This is a genomic window from Sorangium sp. So ce367 (genome assembly GCF_051520455.1).
Classification (GTDB): domain Bacteria; phylum Myxococcota_A; class Polyangia; order Polyangiales; family Polyangiaceae; genus Sorangium; species Sorangium cellulosum_B.
The window spans coordinates 6965616-6985388 of the sequence record NZ_CP150334.1 but is presented as its reverse complement, the minus strand read 5'-3'; the positions used below and the strand labels follow the sequence as shown (position 1 = coordinate 6985388).

11 protein-coding genes are annotated in these 19773 nt (G+C 75.4%); 6 read left to right on the top strand and 5 right to left on the bottom strand.

Going from position 1 to position 19773, the window contains the following annotated elements; all coding sequences use genetic code 11:
* Positions 1-57 precede the first annotated feature (57 nt).
* Positions 58-597 carry a MarR family winged helix-turn-helix transcriptional regulator gene (locus tag WME97_RS26495; protein ID WP_437541187.1) on the bottom strand — a complete coding sequence of 180 codons (540 nt, stop codon included), beginning with the start codon at positions 595-597 and terminating at the stop codon, positions 58-60.
* 414 nt (positions 598-1011) lie between these two features.
* On the opposite strand from WME97_RS26495, the gene WME97_RS26490 reads away from it, so the two are divergent.
* From WME97_RS26490 to WME97_RS26465, 6 genes are all read left to right on the top strand, one after another.
* Entirely contained in the window at positions 1012-7707 is a 6696-nt protein-coding gene (locus WME97_RS26490; RefSeq protein ID WP_437541185.1) for an SDR family NAD(P)-dependent oxidoreductase, read from the top strand.
* Positions 7704-8438: a 4'-phosphopantetheinyl transferase family protein gene (locus WME97_RS26485; protein WP_437541183.1), complete on the top strand. Its 735-nt coding sequence runs from the start codon at positions 7704-7706 to the stop codon at positions 8436-8438. Before WME97_RS26490 ends, WME97_RS26485 begins: the two co-directional genes overlap by 4 nt.
* A 30-nt stretch (positions 8439-8468) precedes the next feature.
* Complete coding sequence (locus WME97_RS26480; RefSeq protein WP_437541181.1) at positions 8469-10046, top strand: SDR family oxidoreductase; 1578 nt, start codon at positions 8469-8471, stop codon at positions 10044-10046.
* A gap of 94 nt (positions 10047-10140) precedes the next feature.
* The gene (locus WME97_RS26475) at positions 10141-11622 is read left to right on the top strand and encodes a cytochrome P450 (RefSeq protein WP_437541179.1); all 1482 of its coding nucleotides are present in this window, start codon (positions 10141-10143) and stop codon (positions 11620-11622) included.
* A 260-nt stretch (positions 11623-11882) separates the two neighbouring features.
* Entirely contained in the window at positions 11883-13550 is a 1668-nt protein-coding gene (locus WME97_RS26470) for a LamG-like jellyroll fold domain-containing protein (protein WP_437541177.1), read from the top strand.
* A 102-nt stretch (positions 13551-13652) separates the two neighbouring features.
* Positions 13653-14102, top strand: a complete 450-nt coding sequence (locus WME97_RS26465) for a hypothetical protein (protein ID WP_437541175.1) — start codon at positions 13653-13655, stop codon at positions 14100-14102.
* A gap of 157 nt (positions 14103-14259) precedes the next feature.
* Here the strand turns inward: WME97_RS26465 and WME97_RS26460 are convergent, their stop codons facing one another.
* The 4 genes from WME97_RS26460 to WME97_RS26445 all read right to left on the bottom strand — a co-directional run bounded on the left by WME97_RS26460 (position 14260) and on the right by WME97_RS26445 (position 19601).
* On the bottom strand, positions 14260-14853 hold the full coding sequence (locus WME97_RS26460; RefSeq protein ID WP_437541174.1) for a hypothetical protein: 594 nt from the start codon (positions 14851-14853) through the stop codon (positions 14260-14262).
* A 91-nt stretch (positions 14854-14944) separates the two neighbouring features.
* Positions 14945-17821 carry a CHAT domain-containing protein gene (locus tag WME97_RS26455; RefSeq protein WP_437541172.1) on the bottom strand — a complete coding sequence of 959 codons (2877 nt, stop codon included), beginning with the start codon at positions 17819-17821 and terminating at the stop codon, positions 14945-14947.
* Positions 17818-18858, bottom strand: a complete 1041-nt coding sequence (locus WME97_RS26450; protein ID WP_437541170.1) for a hypothetical protein — start codon at positions 18856-18858, stop codon at positions 17818-17820. Before WME97_RS26450 ends, WME97_RS26455 begins: the two co-directional genes overlap by 4 nt.
* Complete coding sequence (locus WME97_RS26445) at positions 18855-19601, bottom strand: RNA polymerase sigma factor (protein WP_437541168.1); 747 nt, start codon at positions 19599-19601, stop codon at positions 18855-18857. Before WME97_RS26445 ends, WME97_RS26450 begins: the two co-directional genes overlap by 4 nt.
* Positions 19602-19773: the final 172 nt, after the last annotated feature.

Here is a 19773-nt window from a genome sequence, read left to right as displayed (position 1 = left end):
CAGGCCGGAGCGTACACCAAGTGGCCGCGCCGACGAGCCCGACCGCGCGCGGCGATCTCACGTCGCCTTGCGCTTGCCCGACCGCGCCTTCTGCTGCGTCGGCGCCCTCTGCTTCGTCCGCCGGGGTTCCGCCGCCTTCTCGGGCCGCGTGGCCAGGGCCACGACGCGGCCGAGCTCCTCGCGGAGCGCGTCGGCCCTGCTCTCGCCGAGCTGCTCGCGGACGTGCTTCTGCGTCCGCTCCCACAGCGGGAACGCCGCCTCGATCGCGCGCTCTCCCTGGCGCGTGAGAGAGATGATGCGGACGCGCGCGTCGCCGGGCGCCCGCGCCACGCGGAGCAGGCCCGCCTTCTCGAGCGGCACGAGGTTCCTCGTGAGCGTCGTGCGATCCATGACGAGCCCGTCCGCGAGCGCGCTGAGCTGCACGCCCTCGTCGCCGCACGTCGCGACCGCGGCGAGCATCGTGAGCTGCGTCGCCTGGAGCCCAGCCGCGCGCAGGCTGTCGTCGTAGAGCCGCGTCAGCGCGCGGGACGCGCGGCGGACGCGCACGAGGGCGCACTGGCTCGCGATGATCTGGGCGGCGCGGGCAAAATCGGTCACCAGTGTATCTACACCGTTTCGACCGGGTCCGTCAAATCACGGCCTGGATGGCGGCTTGACATCCGTTCAGGTGTAGCTACACCTATCTCGTCCTCGACGACGTGGATCCGCCTCGTCCGCACGACGCCTGCTCGGCGTCGGCGGTCCTGGCGGCCCCGGCGCGCGCTGGCCGATCCCTCGAATCGATCGGTCATCTGTCGCCAAGGGGCGCGGCGGCGTCGAGGCGAGCATCGCGGCATCACGCGCGCGGCCGGGGGCCATGGGCCCGCGGCGCGCTCCGAGCATTTACGTGTAGGTACACTTATTCGAACAGCCCGAGCGGCGCAACGGTGAGGAGCGCACGAAACAGCGGCTGGCACGTGGTGCCAGGCGTGCGTCGGCGCCGGCCGCGGGCGGGCTGCGTGGAGAGGATCTATGGGCGAGTTCTTCGTCGTTCCGTACTGCGTGAAGTTCGAGGACAGCATGGCCTATGGCAGCCATCACTACCTCACGAACTTCCGCTTCCAGTGCATCGCGCGCGAGACGCTCTACTTCGCCGAGGCCGCGGACGGCACGCTCCCGCACGAGGAGGATCGCGCCGCGATCCGGCTGCTCACCACCGAGGGGTACAGCCGGAACCTCGCGCCGGTGCGCGTGGGCGAGCGCGTCGCGATCTTCATGAGCCTCGGCGCCGTGACGCGCTCGAGCGCGTACGGCTACTTCCGCACGGTCCGCTTCGACGGCGAGCCCGTGGCGTGCGGCTACCAGCGCATCGTCGCCGTCGCCTCGGCGAGCGACGAGCTCGCGCCGCTGCCCAGGTCGGTGACGGCGCACGTCGGGGCCCTCGACGAGCGCGTTTCGCACCAGCGCTTCGTCGAGCTCTGCCTGCGCGGCGGCTCCGCGCTGCGCGAGCTCTTCCCCGAGCGCCTGCTCCGGCACGCCGCCGAGGTCGCGCGGGGGCCGCTCCACGAGGCGCGCCCGCACAGGGCGCGGTGGGGTGCGGAGGCCGCGGCGGGCGGGGAGGCCGCGCCGGGGCGCTCCGGGGAGGCCGCGCGGGAGGGCGGCGTCGCCGGCAAGATCGCGCTGCTCCTGCCGGGCCAGGGCTCGTTCGATCTCCGGCTCCTGCGAGCGCTCCACGCGCGCTTTGACGCCGCGCGCGAGGCCGTGGCCGCGGCCGAGCCCGCGGCGCGCGAGCTGCTCGGCGCCTCGCTCGCGGCGCTCGTGACCGCGGGCGAGGCGGAGGCGCGGGCCGCCCTCGAGGCGTGCGTCGATCTCGATCAGCTCGGGATCCTCGTCCAGGACCACGTCGCCGTCGCGCTGCTCCGGTCCGCCGGGCTCGAGCCGGAGGTCGTGGCGGGGCACAGCCTCGGGGAGATCGCCGCGCTGGCCGCGGGCGGCGCGTTTCCCCTCGCGACGGCCGCCGAGGTCGTGTGCCGCCGGGTGCTCGCCCTCCGCGGCGCGCCGCCCGGCCGCATGCTCGCCGCCCACACCGGCGCGGAGCGCCTGCGCGACGAGGTGCATGCGCTCGGCCGGGACGACGTGTTCGTCGCGGTGGTGAACGCGGCCGATCAGGCGGTCGCGTCGGGCACGGCGGACGGCATCGCGGCGCTCGAGCGGCGGCTCACCGGCGCCGGCGTTCGCGCGACGGTGCTCGCGAGCCGCTACGCCTTCCACTCGCCGCTGCTCGCGCCGGCGGTCGGTTCGTTCGCGAGCGCCCTCGTGCGCGCCGGCGCGGCGCGGCCCGCGCTGGCCACGTACTCGCCGATCGATCGCGTCCACTACGGCGACGGCCCGCTCGCGCCCGCGCGCCTGCTCCCGATGCACCTCGTGACGCCGCTCGACTTCGAGGCGGCCGTGCGCGACCTCCACGCGGCGGGGGTCCGCACCTTCGTCGAGTGCGGCGGCGGCGGCGCCCTGACCGCGCTCACGCGGCGGAGCGCGCCGACCGGGCCCGATCTGCGCGTGATTTCGACGTTCCGCGCGGGAGAAGACGTCGTGGCCGAGCACCGGCGCGTGATCGACGCGCTGCGCGCCGCGGGGCGCGCGCTCACGGCGGTCGCGCCGCTCCCGGAGGCGGAGCCGGACGGCCGCCGCCCGCGCGAGGCCGCGAGCCCTGCAGCCGCCGCGAGCTCCGCGAGCCCCGACGCCGCCTCCGCTCCGGGTGCGACGCCGATCGCGATCGTGGGCATGGGCGCGGTGCTGCCGGGGGCCGGCGGCGTCGACGCCTACCTCGCGCAGCTGCTCGCGGGCACGTGCGGGATCGCCGACACCGGCGAGCGACACCCGGAGCTCGCGACCGACTTCCTGAACCGCGGCCGCGCCGCCGACAAGACCTACAGCCTGCTGGTCGGCACGGTCGACGCCCTCGGCCCGTACGCCGAGCAGACCGGTTACGACACGCGCGCGCTCGAGCGGCTGCCCAAGACGGCCCGCATGCTGGCGTGCGCGCTCGCCGAGGCCCGATCGCACGCGGCCGCGCTCCGCGGCGGCGCGCCCCTGCGGATCGTGTGCCTCCTCGGGTCCACGGCCGATGGCTCGATCGAGCACGACGAGGCCACGCTGCTGCTCGGCGTCGAGCGCGCGCTCGACGGCGCCGCCGCGGACGAGGCGGCCCGGGCCGCCGTGGTGGACGCGCTGGCGGCCGAGCTCGGGCTCGACGCCGGGCGGCGCGCGGCGTGCCGCGGCCACCTCGAGCCGCTCGCGCGCGTCGTGCGCGACGTGGTGGGGGAGGGCGCGCGCACCGTCCTCGTCGACGCGGCCTGCGCGTCGTCGATGCACGCGGTGCACCTGGGCGCCGCGATGCTTCGCCGCGGCCTCGCCGACGTCGTGATCGCCGGCGGCGCCTACCAGCCCGGCCCGACGAACGCGTGCCAGTTCTCGCAGTTCGGCGGGCTCTCCGCGACCGGCAGCCGCCCCTTCGACGCGTCCGCCGACGGCGTCGTGTTCGGCGAGGGCGCCGCCGTCGTCGTGCTCGAGCGGCTCGACGACGCCCGATCGCGGGGCGATCGCGTCGACGCCGTGCTCCTGGGGAGCGGCCTGTCGAGCGACGGCCCGAGCCCGTCCGTCACGGTGCCGCAGCGCCGCGGACAGGCCCTGGCGATGCGGCGCGCCCACGCGCGGGCCGGCGTCGAGGCGCGGAGCGTCCAGTACGTCGAGGCGCACGCCACGGCGACGCCCGTCGGCGACGCCACCGAGTTCCAGGCGCTCGCCGAGGTGTTCGCGAGCGACGCCGGCGACGCGGGCGCCCCGCGCATCGCCCTGGGCAGCGTCAAGTCGCTGCTCGGCCACACGGGCTGGACCGCGGGCGTCGCGTCGCTCATCAAGGTCGTGCTCGCGATCCGCGAGCGCACGCTCTTCCCGCAGCACGGGTTCCAGGCGCCGAGCGCGCGCATCGATCTGGCGCGCTCGCCGTTCGCCATCCCGACGGCGGCCGCCCCCTGGATCGCCGAGGGCGGAGCCCCGCTTCGCGCCGCGCTCGACAGCTTCGGCTTCGGCGGCACCAACGCCCACCTCGTCGTCGAGGAGCACCGCCCCGAGCGCCACCCCGCGCGTCCGCGCCCGCGCGACGGCGCCCGCGCGCTGTGCGTCGTCGGGCTCGGGTCCGTGTTCCCTGCCACAGGAGGCGCGACCGCGGGCGCCCCGTCAGACGTCCTCTCGTTCGACGAGGGCGCGCTACGGCTGCCGGCCCGCGCGCCGGTCCTCCCGGACGCCCTCGAGGCGATGGACCCGACGCAGCTGCTCGCGGCGATGGCCGCGGAGGAGGCGCTCTCGGCGCTGCCCGCGCGCGAGCTCTGCGAGCGCATCGGCGTCGTCGTCGGCCACGAGGGCAAGACGCGCCGCGGCGCGCGCGCCAACGAGCGCATCTTCGCCGACCGCGTGGCGCGGGCGCTCCGGGCGCGCGGCGTCAGCCCCGCGCTGGCCTCCGCGACGGCCGACGCGCTCCGCGCGGGATCGCCCGCGACGGGGCCGTACACGCAGCCGGGCAACATGCCCAACGTCATCTCCGGGCGCGTCGCCAACGTCTTCGGCCTGCGCGGGCCGAACTTCGTCGTCGACACCTCGGCGACCTCGCTGCTCGACGCGCTCGCGGCCGCCGATCTCGTGCTCGACGAGGACTGCGACGTCGTGCTCGCGGGGGCCGTCAACGCCTTCAGCGACGACGTCGCGCGGGGCGCGTCCGCTACCCGTGACCCGAGGCCGGTCGGCGAGGCGGCGCTGCTCGTCGCGCTGTGCACCGAGGACACCGCCGCGCGCCACGCCTGGCCGGTGCTCGCTCGCCTGCACCTCGTCGCCGGCGCGGCGGAGGGCGCCGCCGGCGCGGCGGGGCGCGGCACCTCGGCCCGCGAGCTCGCGGTCGGCGGATCGAGCGCGCGGCTGCGCGGGGCCGAGGGCGCCGTCGAGCTCCACGCGGCGATCCGCGGCGCGGGCGCGCACGGCGCCGCGCTGGTGCGCTGGCCGTCCGATCCCCGCGCCGTCCAGGTCACGCCCCCCGAGGCCGCGCGGGTCGCGCCGGCGCGAGCGGCCTCGGGCTTCGCGACGGGCACGCCGATCCACGGCTTCGTCCCCGAGATCGCCCCCGCGCCGGCGACGGGGCCGTCGGCGCGCGTCCCGTCCCGCGTCCTCTACGTCTGCACCGACGCGGCGCTCGCCGCGGAGGTGCGGCGCGCCGCCCGCTCCGACGAGGAGCGCGCGCGCGTCCTCGCGCTCGCCGTCGACGAGGCGTCCGGCACGGCGGAGGCCGGGACCCCGCGCGACCTCGCGGCGCCTTGGGCCGAGGCGTCCGCCGGTGCGCCCTCGCTCGACGCCCGCGACGAGGCGCGGCTCGGCGCGTCGTTCGCGGCCCTGGCCCCAGATGACGTCGACGCGGTCGTCGTGCTCACCCGCGCCACGGACGCGCTCGCGTTCGTCGACGGCGCGCCGGGCTCGTACAGGCCGGCGCTGCGCGCGCTGTTCGGCGCGGCGCGCCGCTATTACGGCGCCATCGCGCGCGGCGAGGTGGCCTTCGCCGCCGTCGTCATCTCCGCTGTGGACCTCCACGGGCGGCTCGCGCCCGTGAGCGGCGCGGTCGGCGGCTTCGTGAAATCCCTGGCGCGCGAGCTCCCGGGCGGCGACGTGCGCGTCGTCCACACCGACGCGCGCGACGTTGCGGCCGCGCTCGGCGCGCTCTCCGAGGAGTGGCGCCACGCCCGGCCCGCCGTGCCCGAGGAGGTGGTCGATCTCGGCGGCGCGCGGCACACCGTGCAGCTCGCCCGCGCCTCCGCGAGGCCGCGCGCGCGCGCCGTGCCGCAGCTCGGCGCCGACTCGGTCGTGCTCGTGACGGGCGGCGCGCGCGGCATCACGGCGGAGCTCGTCGAGGGCCTGCTCGACCGCTTCGGCTGCCGCGCCGTGCTCCTCGGCCGCTCGCGGCTGGAGGACGCTCCGGCCCGCGCGCTCGCGATGACCGACGCGGCGTTCGACGCGTACGAGCGGGACTTCTACGGCGAGGCCCTGCGCGAGAGCCCGGGCCTGCGGATGGGCGTCCTGCGCGATCGCTACGCGCGCCTCCGCGCGGCGCGCGAGGTGCACCGGGTCCTCGCCCAGCTGCGCGCCGGGGGCGCCGGTCGCCGCGTCGTCGACTACCACGCCGTCGACGTGACGCGCGGCGAGGACGTCGACCGCGCCGTCGCGGCGGTCGCGGCGGCGTACGGCCGGGTCGATCTGGTCGTGCACGGCGCCGGCATCCAGGTGTCGAGCCGGCTCACGTCGAAGCCGCTCGATCTGTTCGAGCGGATCGTCGACACGAAGCTCGCCGGCCTCGCCCACCTCCGCCGCGCCCTCGCGCGCCACCTGCCCGACGCGCGCCCGCACGTCCACCTCGTCACCTCGGCGTTCAGCGTGCTCGGCAACGACGGGCAGCCGGACTACGGGGCGGCGAACGAGGCGATGAACCGCGCGGCGGCGTACTTCGCCGCCGAGGCCGGCGCGGGCCCGTGGTCGAGCATCGCGTGGCTCGGCTGGAACGGCGTCGGCATGACCGCCGGGTCCGAGTACAGCGCGCTCGGCGCGGCGCGCGGGCTCCGGGGCGTCGAGCCGGAGGAGGGGAGGCAGATCTTCCTCGACCTCGTCGCCGAGCCGCCCGCCGGCGCGGCCCAGGTCCTGCTCAGCGACGGCGAGATCGAGCGCTTCGCTCCGCGCATCGTCGCGGAGGACGCGGCCGCCGCCGCGGACGGTGCGTCCGGGAGCGCGCCCGCGAGCGCGTGGACGCTCGATCCACGCGTCGATCCGTGGCTCTCTGACCACCGGGCGCGCTCGAGCGCCGTCGCGGCCGGGGCGTTCCTCGTCGACCTGGCCGTCCGGCACGCGCTCGCGACGTCGGGCGGCGGGGCGCTCGTCCGCGAGGTGCGCGACGTGCGCTTCCTGGAGTTCCTGCGCCTCGCCGACGACGCGCCGCGCGACGTGCGCGCGGTGACGACCCGCCGCGAGCGCCTCGCCGGCGGCCGCGTCGCGTGCGCCGTCGAGGTGCGCGGCGACTTCGTCCACCGGTCGGGCGTGATCCTCCGCGCCGGCGTGGTCTTCGCGACCTGCGTTGTCGAGCTCGGCCCGATCCACGTCGACCGCGGCGGCCTCGCTCCGCGGCACGCCGGGCGGGTCGACGGGCCCCTGGTCCGCGACCCGTACGCGAGCCCTGGCTCGCCGGTCCGGCACGCGGGCTGGTTCGATCACCTCGGCACCTTCGTGCTCGGGGCCGCGCTCAAGGAGGCCCGGTTCCGCCTCACGACCGACGGCGCCCTCGCAGGGCAGCGCGGGGCCGCCACGCCGTTCCTCCTGCTCGACGCGCTCCTGTCGCTCGGCACCCTGCGCCGCGACGAGGCGGGCGCGTTCCCGGTGTGCGCCGCGGGCGGCGTCGACCGGATCCGCTTCGGGACGGCGGCCAACGACCTCGCGCTCCGCGACGCGGGCGTCCCTGTCCGCCTCGTCGCCACGGTCCCGACCGCGGCGGGCGACCGCGTCCTCGGCGCGTGGGCGCAGGCGCTCGACCCCTCGGGCGGCGTGCTTCTGGAGGTCGAGGGGCTCGAGGGGCGCGTCGTGGGGCACGTGGCCGCGGACGCCCGCCCGGCGGCGCAGGCGACGCTGACGCTGGGGGCGCCGTGACGCCGCCGCTCGCCATCGCGGTCGCGCGGGCGGACGCCGAGGCCGCGGCGCGCCTCGAGCCCTACCTGACGGCCGGCGAGCGCCGCGCGTGCGCCGCGCAGCGCGTCGCGGCCCGGCGGGCGCAGTCCGCGTGCGCGCGCGTCGCGGCGAAGTGGCTGCGCCTCGAGCTCGCCGCCGGCCGCGGCGCACCGCTGGTCGCGCTGGACGCGGCCTCGCTCGAGGCGCACCCGCGCGCCGCCTACCTCGCCTGCGCGGTGACGGGGCCGTCCGGCCGTCGCCCGCGCTTCGAGGACGGCGCGTTCGCGCTGTCGCTCTCGCACGCGGGCGAGCTCGCGGCCGCCGCGGTCACCACGGCGCGCGCGGTCGGCGTCGACGTCGAGCGGGTCGAGGCGCGCGCGGCGAGCTTCGCCGACGAGCACTTCACCCCGCGCGAGCGCGAGGGCCTCGCGCGGGGCGCCGCGGCGGGCACCCCGCGCGCCGCCCTCGAGACGTTGCTCTGGAGCGCCAAGGAGGCGCTCTACAAGACGGGGGCGCTCGCGCTGCCGGCGCGGTTCTCGTTCCAGGACATCGACGTCGCGTTCCCGCCGGGGGGCGCGCGCCTCGCGCAGCCCTCGGTCCGCTCCTTCGCGCTGGGCGCGCGGGGCGGGCAGTTCTTCGGCCGGGCCGTACTGACCGGTGCGTTCGCGCTCGTCGCGGCCGTCCCGGTCCCGCCGGTCGCCGCTCTCGGATGAATGGCACTTACCAAATACGAGGTTTCGACGATGCAATCTCATGATCTCCTCGACCACGTTCGCTCCGTCTTCGTGCGCATGACCCGTTACCCCGACGAGGTCGTCGTCGCCGACGCCGATCTGGAGCAGGACCTCGGCATCGACTCCGTGAAGCGCGGCGAGATCCTCGCGACGCTGCGCGCCGATTTCGGTCTCGCGAACGCCCTCAAGGCGGCGCCCGACGAGCTGCGGACGGTGGCCCGCGTCAGCGAGTTCCTGTCGCGAACGATCGCGGCCAGCGCGGAGGCCGGAGAGCACGCCGATGGCCACGTGGAGACCGGAAACCACGCCAATGGCCATGTCGAGGTCGGAGCGCACGCCAATGGCCATGTCGAGGCCGGAGGGCGCGCCAATGGCCATGTCGAGGCCGGAGCGCACGCCAATGGCCACGTGGAGGCGGCGAAGCACGCCAATGGTCATATGGAAGCTGGAGGGCACGCCAATGGCCACATGGAGGTCGGAAGGTACGCCAATGGCCATAATGAGGCCGGAAGGCACGCCAATGGCCACGCGGGCGAGGCGCTCCATGTCGTGGTCCAGGCGCTCGCGGACGCGACCCGCCACCCGGTCGATCTGCTCGTCCCCGACGCGCGCCTCGAGGAGGACCTCGGGGTCGACCTCCGCCGCCGCGACGAGCTCCGCTCCCTCCTCTGGCAGCGCGGCGCCCAGCCGGGCGCGCTCGGGGTGGCGCTCGACGAGGCCCGCACGGTCGGCGATCTCGCGCGCCTCGTCGAGTCCGCGCCGCCCGCGCAGGTCACCGCGGCGCGCGCCCCTGCGGCCCCCGCGGCGCAGCGGGCGCTCCCTGCCCCCGGGGTGGCGCTTGCGGGCAAGACGGTCCTCGTGACCGGATCGAGCCGCGGGCTGGGCCGTGCCATCGCCGCGAAGCTCGGTCGCGCCGGCGCGCGGGTTGTCGTCAACAGCTTCCACTCGCGGGACGACGGCGAGGCGGTCGCCGATGAGATTCGCGGCGCCGGCGGCGACGCGGTGCACGTCTGGGGCTCGGTCGCCAACCCCGCGCACATCGACAGGCTCTTCGACGCGATCGCGCGCGACGTCGGCGAGCTGGACCACTTCGTCAGCAACGCGTCGAACGGCCGCTTCGGCCCCCTCGAGCAGACGACCCCGGAGCACTGGGAGCTGGCCTTCCGCACGAACGTCATCGGCTACCACCTGTGCGCCATGCGCGCGGCGCGCCTGATGGAGCGCCACGGCGGCGGTCGGATCGTCGCGCTCTCGTCGAACGGCTCGTCGAGGTACCTCGAGCACTTCGGCGCCATGGGCGCCGTGAAGGCCGCGGTGGAGTCGCTCACGCGCGCGCTCGCCGTCGAGCTCGCCCCGCGCAACGTGCAGGTCAACTGCGTCTCCGCCGGGCCGATCTACGGCCACGTGACGAGCAACTACCCGGATCACGAGCGGATCCTCCCGTACTGGGAGTCGCGCACGCCGGGCGGCCGGCTCTGCACCGAGGACGACGTCGCCGAGGCCGTCCTGCTGCTGCTCTCGGACGGGGCGCGGAGGATCAACGGCGCGACGCTCACCGTCGACGGCGGAGGCTCGCTGTGCATCTGACCGCGGCGATGACCGGCGCCGGGGTGCGCTCGGCGCAGGTCCGCGCGGAGCAGCTCACGTCAGCTTCCTTGGAGCTCGCGAAGAAGGAGGAATCATGAGTGCCACTCTCGATCGGCAGCCCCCGGGCCCTGGCCCGCTCGCCAGCCTGCGGTACCTGGCGAATTTCAGGACCGGTGACATGCGTCATTACGAGGACCTCTTCGCGCGTCATGGCGACGTCGTGCGCTTGCGGGCGCCCGGGGCCGAGGACTTCGTCATGGCGTTTCACCCGAACGACATCGCGCACGTCCTTCGCACGAACGCCCGGAACTACCCCAAGGGCAAGCGCTACCACGAGCTCGCGCCCGTGCTGGGCTGGGGCCTCGTGAACAGCGAGGGTGAGCTCTGGCGGCGTCAACGCAGGCACGTGCAGCCCCAGTTCAACCACGCCAACACGCTCAAGTTCGTCCCCATCATCGTCGACCACATGGAGGCGGTGCTGCGGCGCTGGGACGCCCAGCCGGGCGAGTTCGAGCGGGACATCAACGACGACATGATGGACGTGACGTTCGGTATCGCGGGCGAGGCGTTCTTCGGCGCCGCGCTGGAGGCCCACACGGACACCGTCCGCGAGGCGTTCAAATATGCGCTCTCGATCGCGCTCAAGCGGATGTACTCGCTGGTCAACCCGCCCCTGTCCTGGCCGCTGCCCAGCCACCTGCGCTTCCGCCGGGCCATGGGCCGCGTGCACACCGTGATCGACGGCATCATCGACGGCTACCAGCGCGGCGCGGGCGGCGAGGACAACGTGCTCGTCCGCCTCATGAACTCCGTCGACCCCGAGACTGGCGCCAAGATGGACCGCGCGCAGCTGCGGGACGAGATCAAGACCATCCTGATGGTCGGGCACGAGACCTCGAGCGTCACCGCCTCGTGGGCGCTGTACCAGATCGCGCAGCACCCCGAGGTGTGCGCCCGCCTCACCGACGAGATCGATCGCGTCCTCGGCGGCCGATCTCCGACGGCCCGGGACATCGAGTCGATGCCTTACCTCACCATGGTCTTCAACGAGTGCCTCCGGCTGCTGCCCTCCGTGCCGTTCATCCTCCGCAGCCCGCTGGAGGACGACGTCCTCGGCGGCTACCAGGTCGCCGCGGGGTCGACGGTGGCCATCGTCCCGTGGGTCACGCACCGGCACCCGGAGTTCTGGAGCGATCCGCTGGAGTTCAAGCCCGAGCGCTTCGCGAACCACCGCCGGAGCGCGGACGACAAGCTCGCCTTCATCCCCTTCGGCGCCGGCCAGCGGATCTGCCTGGGCGAGTTCATGGGGCAGCTCGAGGGCAAGATCATGGTCGCGATGGCGCTGCAGCGTTATCGGCTCCGGCTGGTCCCCGGCTTCGACCCGCGTTGCCGCGGGTTCATCTCGCTGCAGCCGGTGAACGGGATGCGCATGATCCTGAAGCGGCGGGAGCCGTCGAGCGCCGTACGGGCGGCGCCGGCAGGGCGGGAGGAGCCCGCGACGGCGGAGCCTGAGGTGACGGAGCCCGTGGCGGCCGCCATGAGGTCTCACGGCTGCCCGTTCAGCGCCCGGGCCTGAGGGCCTGGGCTCGGTGCACCGGGCCGGCGGCGCGACCGCCCGGCCTCTCCTCCCGTCTCCTCCCGGGCGGAGCCCCCGCCATCATTTTTTTCTCGGTCCATGTCAGGCCCCGGGGAGCCGCGGCGAAGTAACAGGCAGGCAGGCGGACGGCTCGGGATGAACCCCTGAGCGCTGCCTTCTTTCACGGCACTGGCGCCGCCGGCGCGCCGCGCGCTCCGACGGGAGCGCGCGCGCGCCAGGCGAGAAAGGCATCCCTTCCCATGCGGACCCCCATGCTCACGGTATCTCGAACGATCGTCCTCACCCTGGCGGCGAGCCTCGCGGGCTGCGTCGCGGCCGGCGCTGCCGATGAGCCTGAAGACGAGGCGACAGCTGCGGCCTCTGCCCCGCTCGTCGCGGACCGGGCCAGCCTGCCGACGCCGGCGGCCTACTGGAGCTTCGACACCTGCGCGGCCGGCGCGATCACGCGCGTTCGCGAGGACTCGGGCCGGGGGGCGTTCGGCGTGATGTCCGGCCGCCGCCTTTGCAGCCCCGGATGGTCCCTGTCGGCCGGTGATTTCGACGGGGCAGGGGATCGCGTGGAGATCAGCAGCGAGGGGAGGAGCTACCTCCACTTCCAGGACCGGATCACCGCGGCGGCCTGGGTCAACCCGCGGAGCGTGACGGGCAGCCGCACCATCGTCAACCAGTGGTACGCCGCGGACTCGTTCCTGCTCGGCATCGACAACGGCAAGTACTTCTTCTCCGTGGCCTTCCCCGGCGGAGGCTTCGGCCGGCACGCGATCGTCCAGGCCCCGGCCGTCGCCAACGCGTGGGCGCACGTCGCCGGCGTGTACGACGGCGCGGCGCTCAAGCTCTACGTCAACGGCGTGCTCCGCGCGTCGACGCCCGCGTCGGGCGCGCTTCAGCAATCGACGCGGCCGATCGTCATCGGCGGACACCCCAGCTGGAACGCCTACAATGGCCTGATCGACGAGGTCCGCCTCTACCAGCAGGCCCTGAGCGACGCGCAGGTGGCGCAGCTCGCGGGGGGCGAGATCTACCCGGTGAGGGCGTATTATGTCTATCCGAGCGACCAGCCGTATCACCAGGAGTACGTCGACGCGATCAACACGTACCTCGACGAGCTGCGCGGCTGGTACCGCGAGGAGTCGGGCGGCTCGTTCCACCTGGTGGGCTTCGTCCAGCCGGTGCGCTCGTCCCAGAACTACCTGACCATGCGCTGCGGCCCGACGCCGACGAGCGCCTGCCGGAACAACCCGCAGGAGCTCCCGAACTGGCTCAACGCGGTGTCGCAGGCCGTCGGCGGCTTCCCTGCGCGGCAGTCCACGCTGGTCTTCGCGCAGGGCGGCGGCGGCTGGGCGGGCGCCAACCTCCAGGGCGATTACACCGGATTCGCCCTCGTGGGCGACTGGGTGCTCGAGCCCCTCTCCGGCGTGCGGGAGCCGCTCGCGATCCACTGCGGATACGCCACGTGGCAGTGCAACGGCGGCGTGCCGAAGGGGACCGTCGCCCACGAGCTCGGGCACTCGTTCGGCCTGCACCACCCGGACGGCACCTCGGGCACGACGATCATGGCGTGGCACGGCGACTATCCGACGACCGACTTCCTCGATCACGAGCAGCTGATCCTCCAGGAGAGCCCGATGCTCTCGTCCGGCGTGTTCGTGCGCGGCGGGCTCTGGCTCGACTTCAACAACGCCGACGTCATGCACTGGGGCACGACGGTGAGCCTGACCGGCTCGGGCTTCGGGCCCGGCGCGCAGGTCGAGTTCGTGGACGCCACGCACACCGCCCTCGCCAGCCCGACCAGCATCGGCGCGACGAGCCTCACGGTGCAGGTCCCGAGCGGCGTCGGCCCCGGGTACATCCGCGTGCGCAACGGGAGCGGCGCGAGCAACAAGGTGCCGGTGAACTTCCATCCATGAACGGGTGGTTCTCGAGGTGACGCCGCGGCGCCGACGAGGGTCGTCATCGCTGCACCCAGAGGCTCGTTCATCATGCAATCAGGCAGATCACAGGAGGATCGTATGCTCTCGTATCCGTACAGGCACACTCGCGCTATCGCCGCTGCGCTCACGGGCGTCTTCGCGGCCACGCTCGCCGGGTGCATGGTCGACGCTGGGCCACCGGCGGACCTGGCGCCGGACCCCCTCGACGAGGAGTGGACCCAGGCGGGCGCTCTCGGTGAGCAGGCCGTCGCCCTGGACACCCTGGGCGGGTCGGGCGAGCCGCTCGGCAAGGATGCGCCCGCCGCGAACCGGAGCCGCGCGGTGTGCGACGCCGCGCTCGCGGTGTGCCGGGCCGCGAATGAAGGGTACCGGGCCGCGTGCCACGCGCGATGCGAGCAGCAGTACTGCGACCGCGTCACGGGAGTGTGTCTTGTCAGCGTTTCCCCCTGCTACGCGGAGTGCGACCGCAACCGGCAGGCGCGAGAGACGACATGCCTTGCGAACTACGTGAGGTGCCTGGCCCCGTGACCCCGCGCGGAGCCTGCCGAGTCCGCCTTGCTTGAGCGACGGCGCCCGCCAACCGTGGCGGGCGCCGTCGTGGTCTCTCGCGCAGCGCCGCTGCGGCGCGGGCCGTCGCTCTTCGCTCCGACGGCCCTGCGCGCGACCTCTCTTCAGCCTCCGATCGTCATTTCTTGTCCAGGGAGCCCCACCCGCCCCACGAGTCCAGCACGTCGGCTCTGAGCTCCTTCGCCGCGGGTTTCTTCGCCGTGGGTTCCTTCGCCGTGGGTTCCTTCGCCGTGGGTTCCTTCGCCGTGGGTTCCTTCGCCGTGAGTTCCTGCGCCGTGAGTTCCTGCGCCTTGCCCTGGGCTGTCCATTGCACGATGACCTCTGCCACACCGCCCATCGGCCCCTTGGGCACGACGTAGACGGCCCTCCCGGTGCCGTCGGGGACCGGACTGAGCTCGAACCTCTCGAGCGGCTCAGTTTCCGACCTCAAAGATCGGAACTTCACCGAGACCGTGGGCATCGGGTCCATGTCAGCGAGGACCACGTACAGCTTTTGAGTGCGCAGGACGTATGCCGCGCATGCACCGCACTGAGGGATCGGCGGTCGTCGAGGTCTGTCCCAGACCGGGGGTGGCGGCTGCGGCTGCACAGGGGATGACAGCGCTTGCGCCGCCTGGCCGGTGTCCGCGGCCGACTCGACGGGCGTGGCGTGCATCGACGGACCGCACGCGGCGAGGAGAAGGGTGCTCAGACCGAAAATCGAGCTTCGCATGGTTCGGATCCTCCGTGTCGTTTCCGGGGTCGATCTGTTCTTCTCCGTCGCCTCCCGGCGTCTGACAGATCTCGAGCGTTCTTCGGGGTCGTCAGGGGACCAGCACCCGGAAGCTCGCCCAGTCGCTCGACGGATCCGCCCGCAGCGCCGCGAGGGTCGCCTCGCGCAGCTGCGCGCCCGCCTCTCCTCGCTCGCCGGCGTAGAGCGCGGTCATCACCCGTTCTGCCAGCGCGTCGTCGACCGGGCGCGTCGCCGCGATCACCGAGCGCGCGCCGGCGATGAGCAGCGCCTGGGCCAGGCCGAGCCCGAGCCCCCGCGCCCCGGACGCGGCCTCCGTGCGGGCCGTGTCGCAGCCGGACAGGACCGCCCGCGCGGGCGCTCGGCGCAGCGCCAGGATGTCGCCCACGGCGAGCTCGCTCCCGCCGGAGAGCGCGAGGCTGCTGTCCCAGCCGTCGAGGCCCCCGAAGACGCCGTGGCCCGCGTAGTGGAAGAGCGCGAGCCCGGGCTCCTCCAGCGCGCCGGCCACCGCGCGGCGCGTGGCGAGCCCCCCCGACAGCCGCTCGACGCGCAGCCCCTTCCCGGTGAGCGCCGCCGCGACCGCGTCCGCCTCGCGCCGCGCGGCCGGCAGATCGCGCCGCGGATCCGCCACGACGAGCGCGCGCTCCAGCGCCTCGCCCGCGCCGGCTCCCTCCGCGGGCTGGGCGCCGCGCTGGGGGAGATCCAGGCCGTAGGTCACCGGAATGCGCGCGACGAGCGGCGCGCCGTCCCAGGGCAGGGCGTGGACGTCGACGCGATCGAGCTCGCCATGGGCGGCGACGCGGAGGCGCGTGGCCGCGCGCAGCTGCGCATCGAACGGCGCGAGCAGCCGCGTGGCCAGCGCCGCGCCGGGGGCGGAGACGTCGAGCGCCGGCAGCCGCCTGGCCGCGACGCCGTCGCGGGTGACGGCGAAGCCGGCCCACCCTTCGCGGATCGGATGGACCACGAGCAGCAGCTCGCCCTCTTCCAGCGCCGACGCCGCCGCGAGCTCCGCCGCCGCCGGCTCCCCGTGCCGCACCAGGAGCAGCGCCTCGTCGACCAGCGCGCGGATTGACTGCCCGCGCGACGCACGGGCGACCCGGGCCGCCTCGAGCTCGTCCGACGAGAGCCGCCAGTCGTCGCGCCCCTCCTCGTCGAAGGCCGCGCGTGCCTCGTGGTACGCCGCGAGGGCGCTCTCCCAGCGCGCCCGCTCCTCGCCGCCGAGCGCCTCGATGCGGTCGATCCAGCGGAGCGTCGCGAGAGCGCGCGCGCGTGATCGCCGCGCGGCGCGCAGGGCGCGGCGCCGATCGCGCCGGAGCAGGAGGTCGACGAGCAGCCGCGCGCTCTCCTCGAGGCGGCCGAGGTAACCGCCCCGGCCCTGCCCGAGCGGCACGAGCGCGCCGAGGTCGCCCCGCACCTCCTCCGCTTGCTCGTAGGCCACGGCGGCCGCGTCGAGCCGCCCCATCGCCTCGAGCGCCCGCCCGCGGCCGAGGGCCGCGCGGTAGCGGCCCTCCGCCAGGTCGCTCGCCTCCGCGAGCCGCGCGAGCCGGCCGTAGACCTGCAGCGCCCTCGCGGGATCGCCGCTGCCCAGCGCGATGCGCCCCTCGATCTCGAGCCAGTACATCGCCACGCCGGCGTCGGGGTGCGCGTCCGTCCGCCGGGCCTCGTCGAGGCGGGCGCGCGCCGCCTCCGTCTGACCGGCCTCGAGCTTCGCGAGGGCCAGGTTCGTCAGCGTGTTCGCGCGCTGCGCCGGCCTCGGGCACGCGGCCCCGTACAGATCGAGCGCGGCCGTGAGCGGCGCCTCCGCGTCCGCGAGGGATCGAGGCCGCTCGGCGCGCGCGGGCTGCCCGCTGGACCCGCCGCTCGCCCACGCGATCTGGAGAGCGTTCCAGCCGAGGTCGTTCATCAGGGAGGCTCGCTCGCACGGGGCCCTCCCGGCCGGGGAGGACGCCTGCACGTCGCGCAGCAGCGCCCGCGCCTCCAGCGGTCGGCCCAGGGTCTGGAGCACGTCGGCGCGCTCCTGGAGCACGTGCAGCCGGTGGTCGCTCAGGCCGAGGCGCTCCGCGCCCGCCGCCGACGCGTCCAGCTGCCGGAGCGCCGCGCGCAGGTCGCCCGCCTCGGACGCGAGCAGCGCCGCGTAGTACGGCTTCACCGCGCGCCCCTCGGGGTGGCTCGCCTCGAGCGGCCCGAGCGCGTCGAGCGCCGCCCGCGCCTCCGCGAACCTGCGCCCGTTGTAGAGGAGCGTGTACGAGAGCGCGAAGCGGTCGAGGAACTCGTCGGAGATCCGCCCCGCCGCCCGGTGCGCCCGGATCGACGCCTCGAAGCCCGCGATCGCCTCCGGGATCCTGCCGCGCGCGAGATCCACGCGCGCGCGCTTGCCGATCGCCAGGGCCTGGACGGCGGGGTCCGCGCCGGACGCCAGCGCGTCGAGCGCCGAGGACGCCGCGTCGAGGTCGCCGCTCCGGCGCAGCGCCTCGGCTTCCTTCAGCCGGGGCGCGTCGATGGCCGGGCGGAGCTCCAGGCGGAACGACGCGCGCCCGCCGCCCCGCTCGGCGGTCACCGAGAGGGCGCGGGCGCCCTCCGGGACGGGGACGCGCGCCAGCACGCCTCCCTGGACGCGCGCCCCATCGAGCGTGGCGAGCGGGGCGTCCGCCGCGACGGCCGCGTCGACGGCGATCGCGACGCGGGCGTCCGCGGGGGCCTTCACCCAGATGCGGAGGGTCCGGTCGTCTGGAAGCGCGCAGGCGGGCCCGGCGTGCACGGCGCTGCAGCCGGCGAACTCCACCTCGAGGGGCGGCGCAGGGGCCGCGGCGGTCGCCGGGGCTGCGGACGCCCCGGAGGTCGCCGGGGCCGCGGTCCCCGTCGGGCAGCGCGCGTCGCATCCCGGCGCCAGCGCCGCCGCGCCGAGGATCGCTGCGCCCAGCGCGGGCCGGAGCGCTCGCCAGCGCGTCATGGGTCCTTCGAGGGCGCGTCGGGTCGGGCGGTGGGGAGGGGGGGCGGCGCTGCGCGCGGGAGGAGGAGCACGTTGAAGCGTAAAACGCGGAATTTATTATCTTTTTCCGCTTTTGACGACCGCGCGTCCGCCAGCCCGGCCGTGCTGTCCGGCAGCGCCGCCGGCCGTCCGATCGCGATCGCGATCTCCCACTCGCCCTCGGGCACTCCTGGGAAGAGCGTCTCCGTTTCGCCCTCGATGCGCGCAGCGCCCTGCTCCGAGAGGTCGGCGTGCACGTCCCAGGGGCGCGCCGTTTCGCCCTGGATCAGGAAGGCGCGCACCGCGACGGGGCCGTCGACCCGGGTTGCGGGCCGCAGGGTGATCTCGAGCCGCGATCCGGGCCCGAGCCGCGCTGTCGCGCCGGCGCCGCTGGAGGCGGAGCGCTCGCGGACCTCGCCACCGGCGAGCGTCATGGCGTAGGCGGGCACCGGGAGCATGGCCACCGCGCCCGGATCGTCGAGCAGGCCGCGCGGATGGTGCCTGTCGCCCTCCAGCGAGAGCCGCACGACGAGGACCGCCGCGGCGGCCGCCGCCAGGGCCGTCGCCGCGGTCCGCCAGGGCGCTCGGCCCGGCTTTCGCGGGAGCGGGAGCACCTGGCCGCCGCGCGCTTCCGCCGCGCGCTGTCCCGGAGGTGGCGGGCCTGCCGCCTCCGCGCCTGCCGCCGCGGCGGCGCCTGCCACCTCCACGGCCGCCGCGGCGGCGCCTGCCGCCTCCGCCGCCGCCGCCGCGCCTCCCGTCTCCGCGCCTCGCTCGCCCGCGCTCGCCTGCAGCCCGGCCAGGATCCGGTCTGCGATCCTCGCCCGCGCTTCGCCGTCCAGCGGGCGTGACGCCTCCCACGCCTCGCGGTCCTCCGGGGAGCGCTGCGCCTCGGCCTCCAGCGCGTCGCGCTCGCCGGCCTCGAGCGTCCCCAGCGCCCTCGCGGACCAGCGCGGATCGCTCGCTCGGTCGTGCTCGCGCGCGGCGCGCGCCAGCGCCTTCAGCAGATCGTCGTCGTTCATCGTCCCCCTCCCGGGCTCGCCGCGCTCGGCGACGCGCCGCGCCCTCTCGGCTCCGCCTCGGCCGCGAGCTCCGCGGCGATCTGCCGGACGAGCCGGGCGATGCGGCTCCGCCACGCATACACGGCGTCCGCCGTCATGCCGGTGATGGCGCACGCTTCCTCCGTGGATCGCTCGTCGACGAGCAGCAGGTAGAAGAGCTCCATCCCGCGCTCGCTCAGCCGATCGCGGAGCTGTCGCGCGATCGCCGCGAGCAGCTCCCGCGAGATCGCCGCGGGCTCCGGCGACACGGAGGCGCCGTCCACGCGCTCGAGCGCGTCGTCCTCGGTGGGCTGCTCGGTCCAGGGATTCCTGCGGCGGCTGCGCAGGATCGAGCACGCCTCGCGCTCGGCCACGAGCCCCACGAAGCTCGTGAGCGGCAGCCCCCGGCCGGCGTCCCACTGGCGCAGCGTGCGCCCGCCGTCCGCGAAGAGCGAGAGGAACACGCTCTGGGTCAGGTCCTCGACCTCCTGCCGGACGTCGCGGTGCCCCGCGGCCCGCCGGCGGCGGAGCAGCGGCCGCATCACCCGCTCCTGGATGGTGGGTGTCAGCAGGTCGACGAGCGCCCTCACCGCGGCCGGCTCTCCGGCCACCGCCCGCGCGATGAGCGCGGCCTCCGGGCTCGGAGGAGCAGCGCCCGGGGATCCCCGCCGCGCGTCCTCGGCGATCGTCCGCGGCTGCGCGGGCAAGGGAGAGCTCGGGGCCATCGGCGCACGGATAGACGCGCGCGATACGCCCGTCAATCGAGCCACGTCTGCGCCGCGCGGGCCGTTCGCCGAGCTCGAAATCCAATCGATCCTCGGACGCTTCGCCGGCGCGGGACGCTCCCCTGGCGACGTCGGCGAGGCACGAGGTCGCAAGGTCATGACGCGCGCTTCC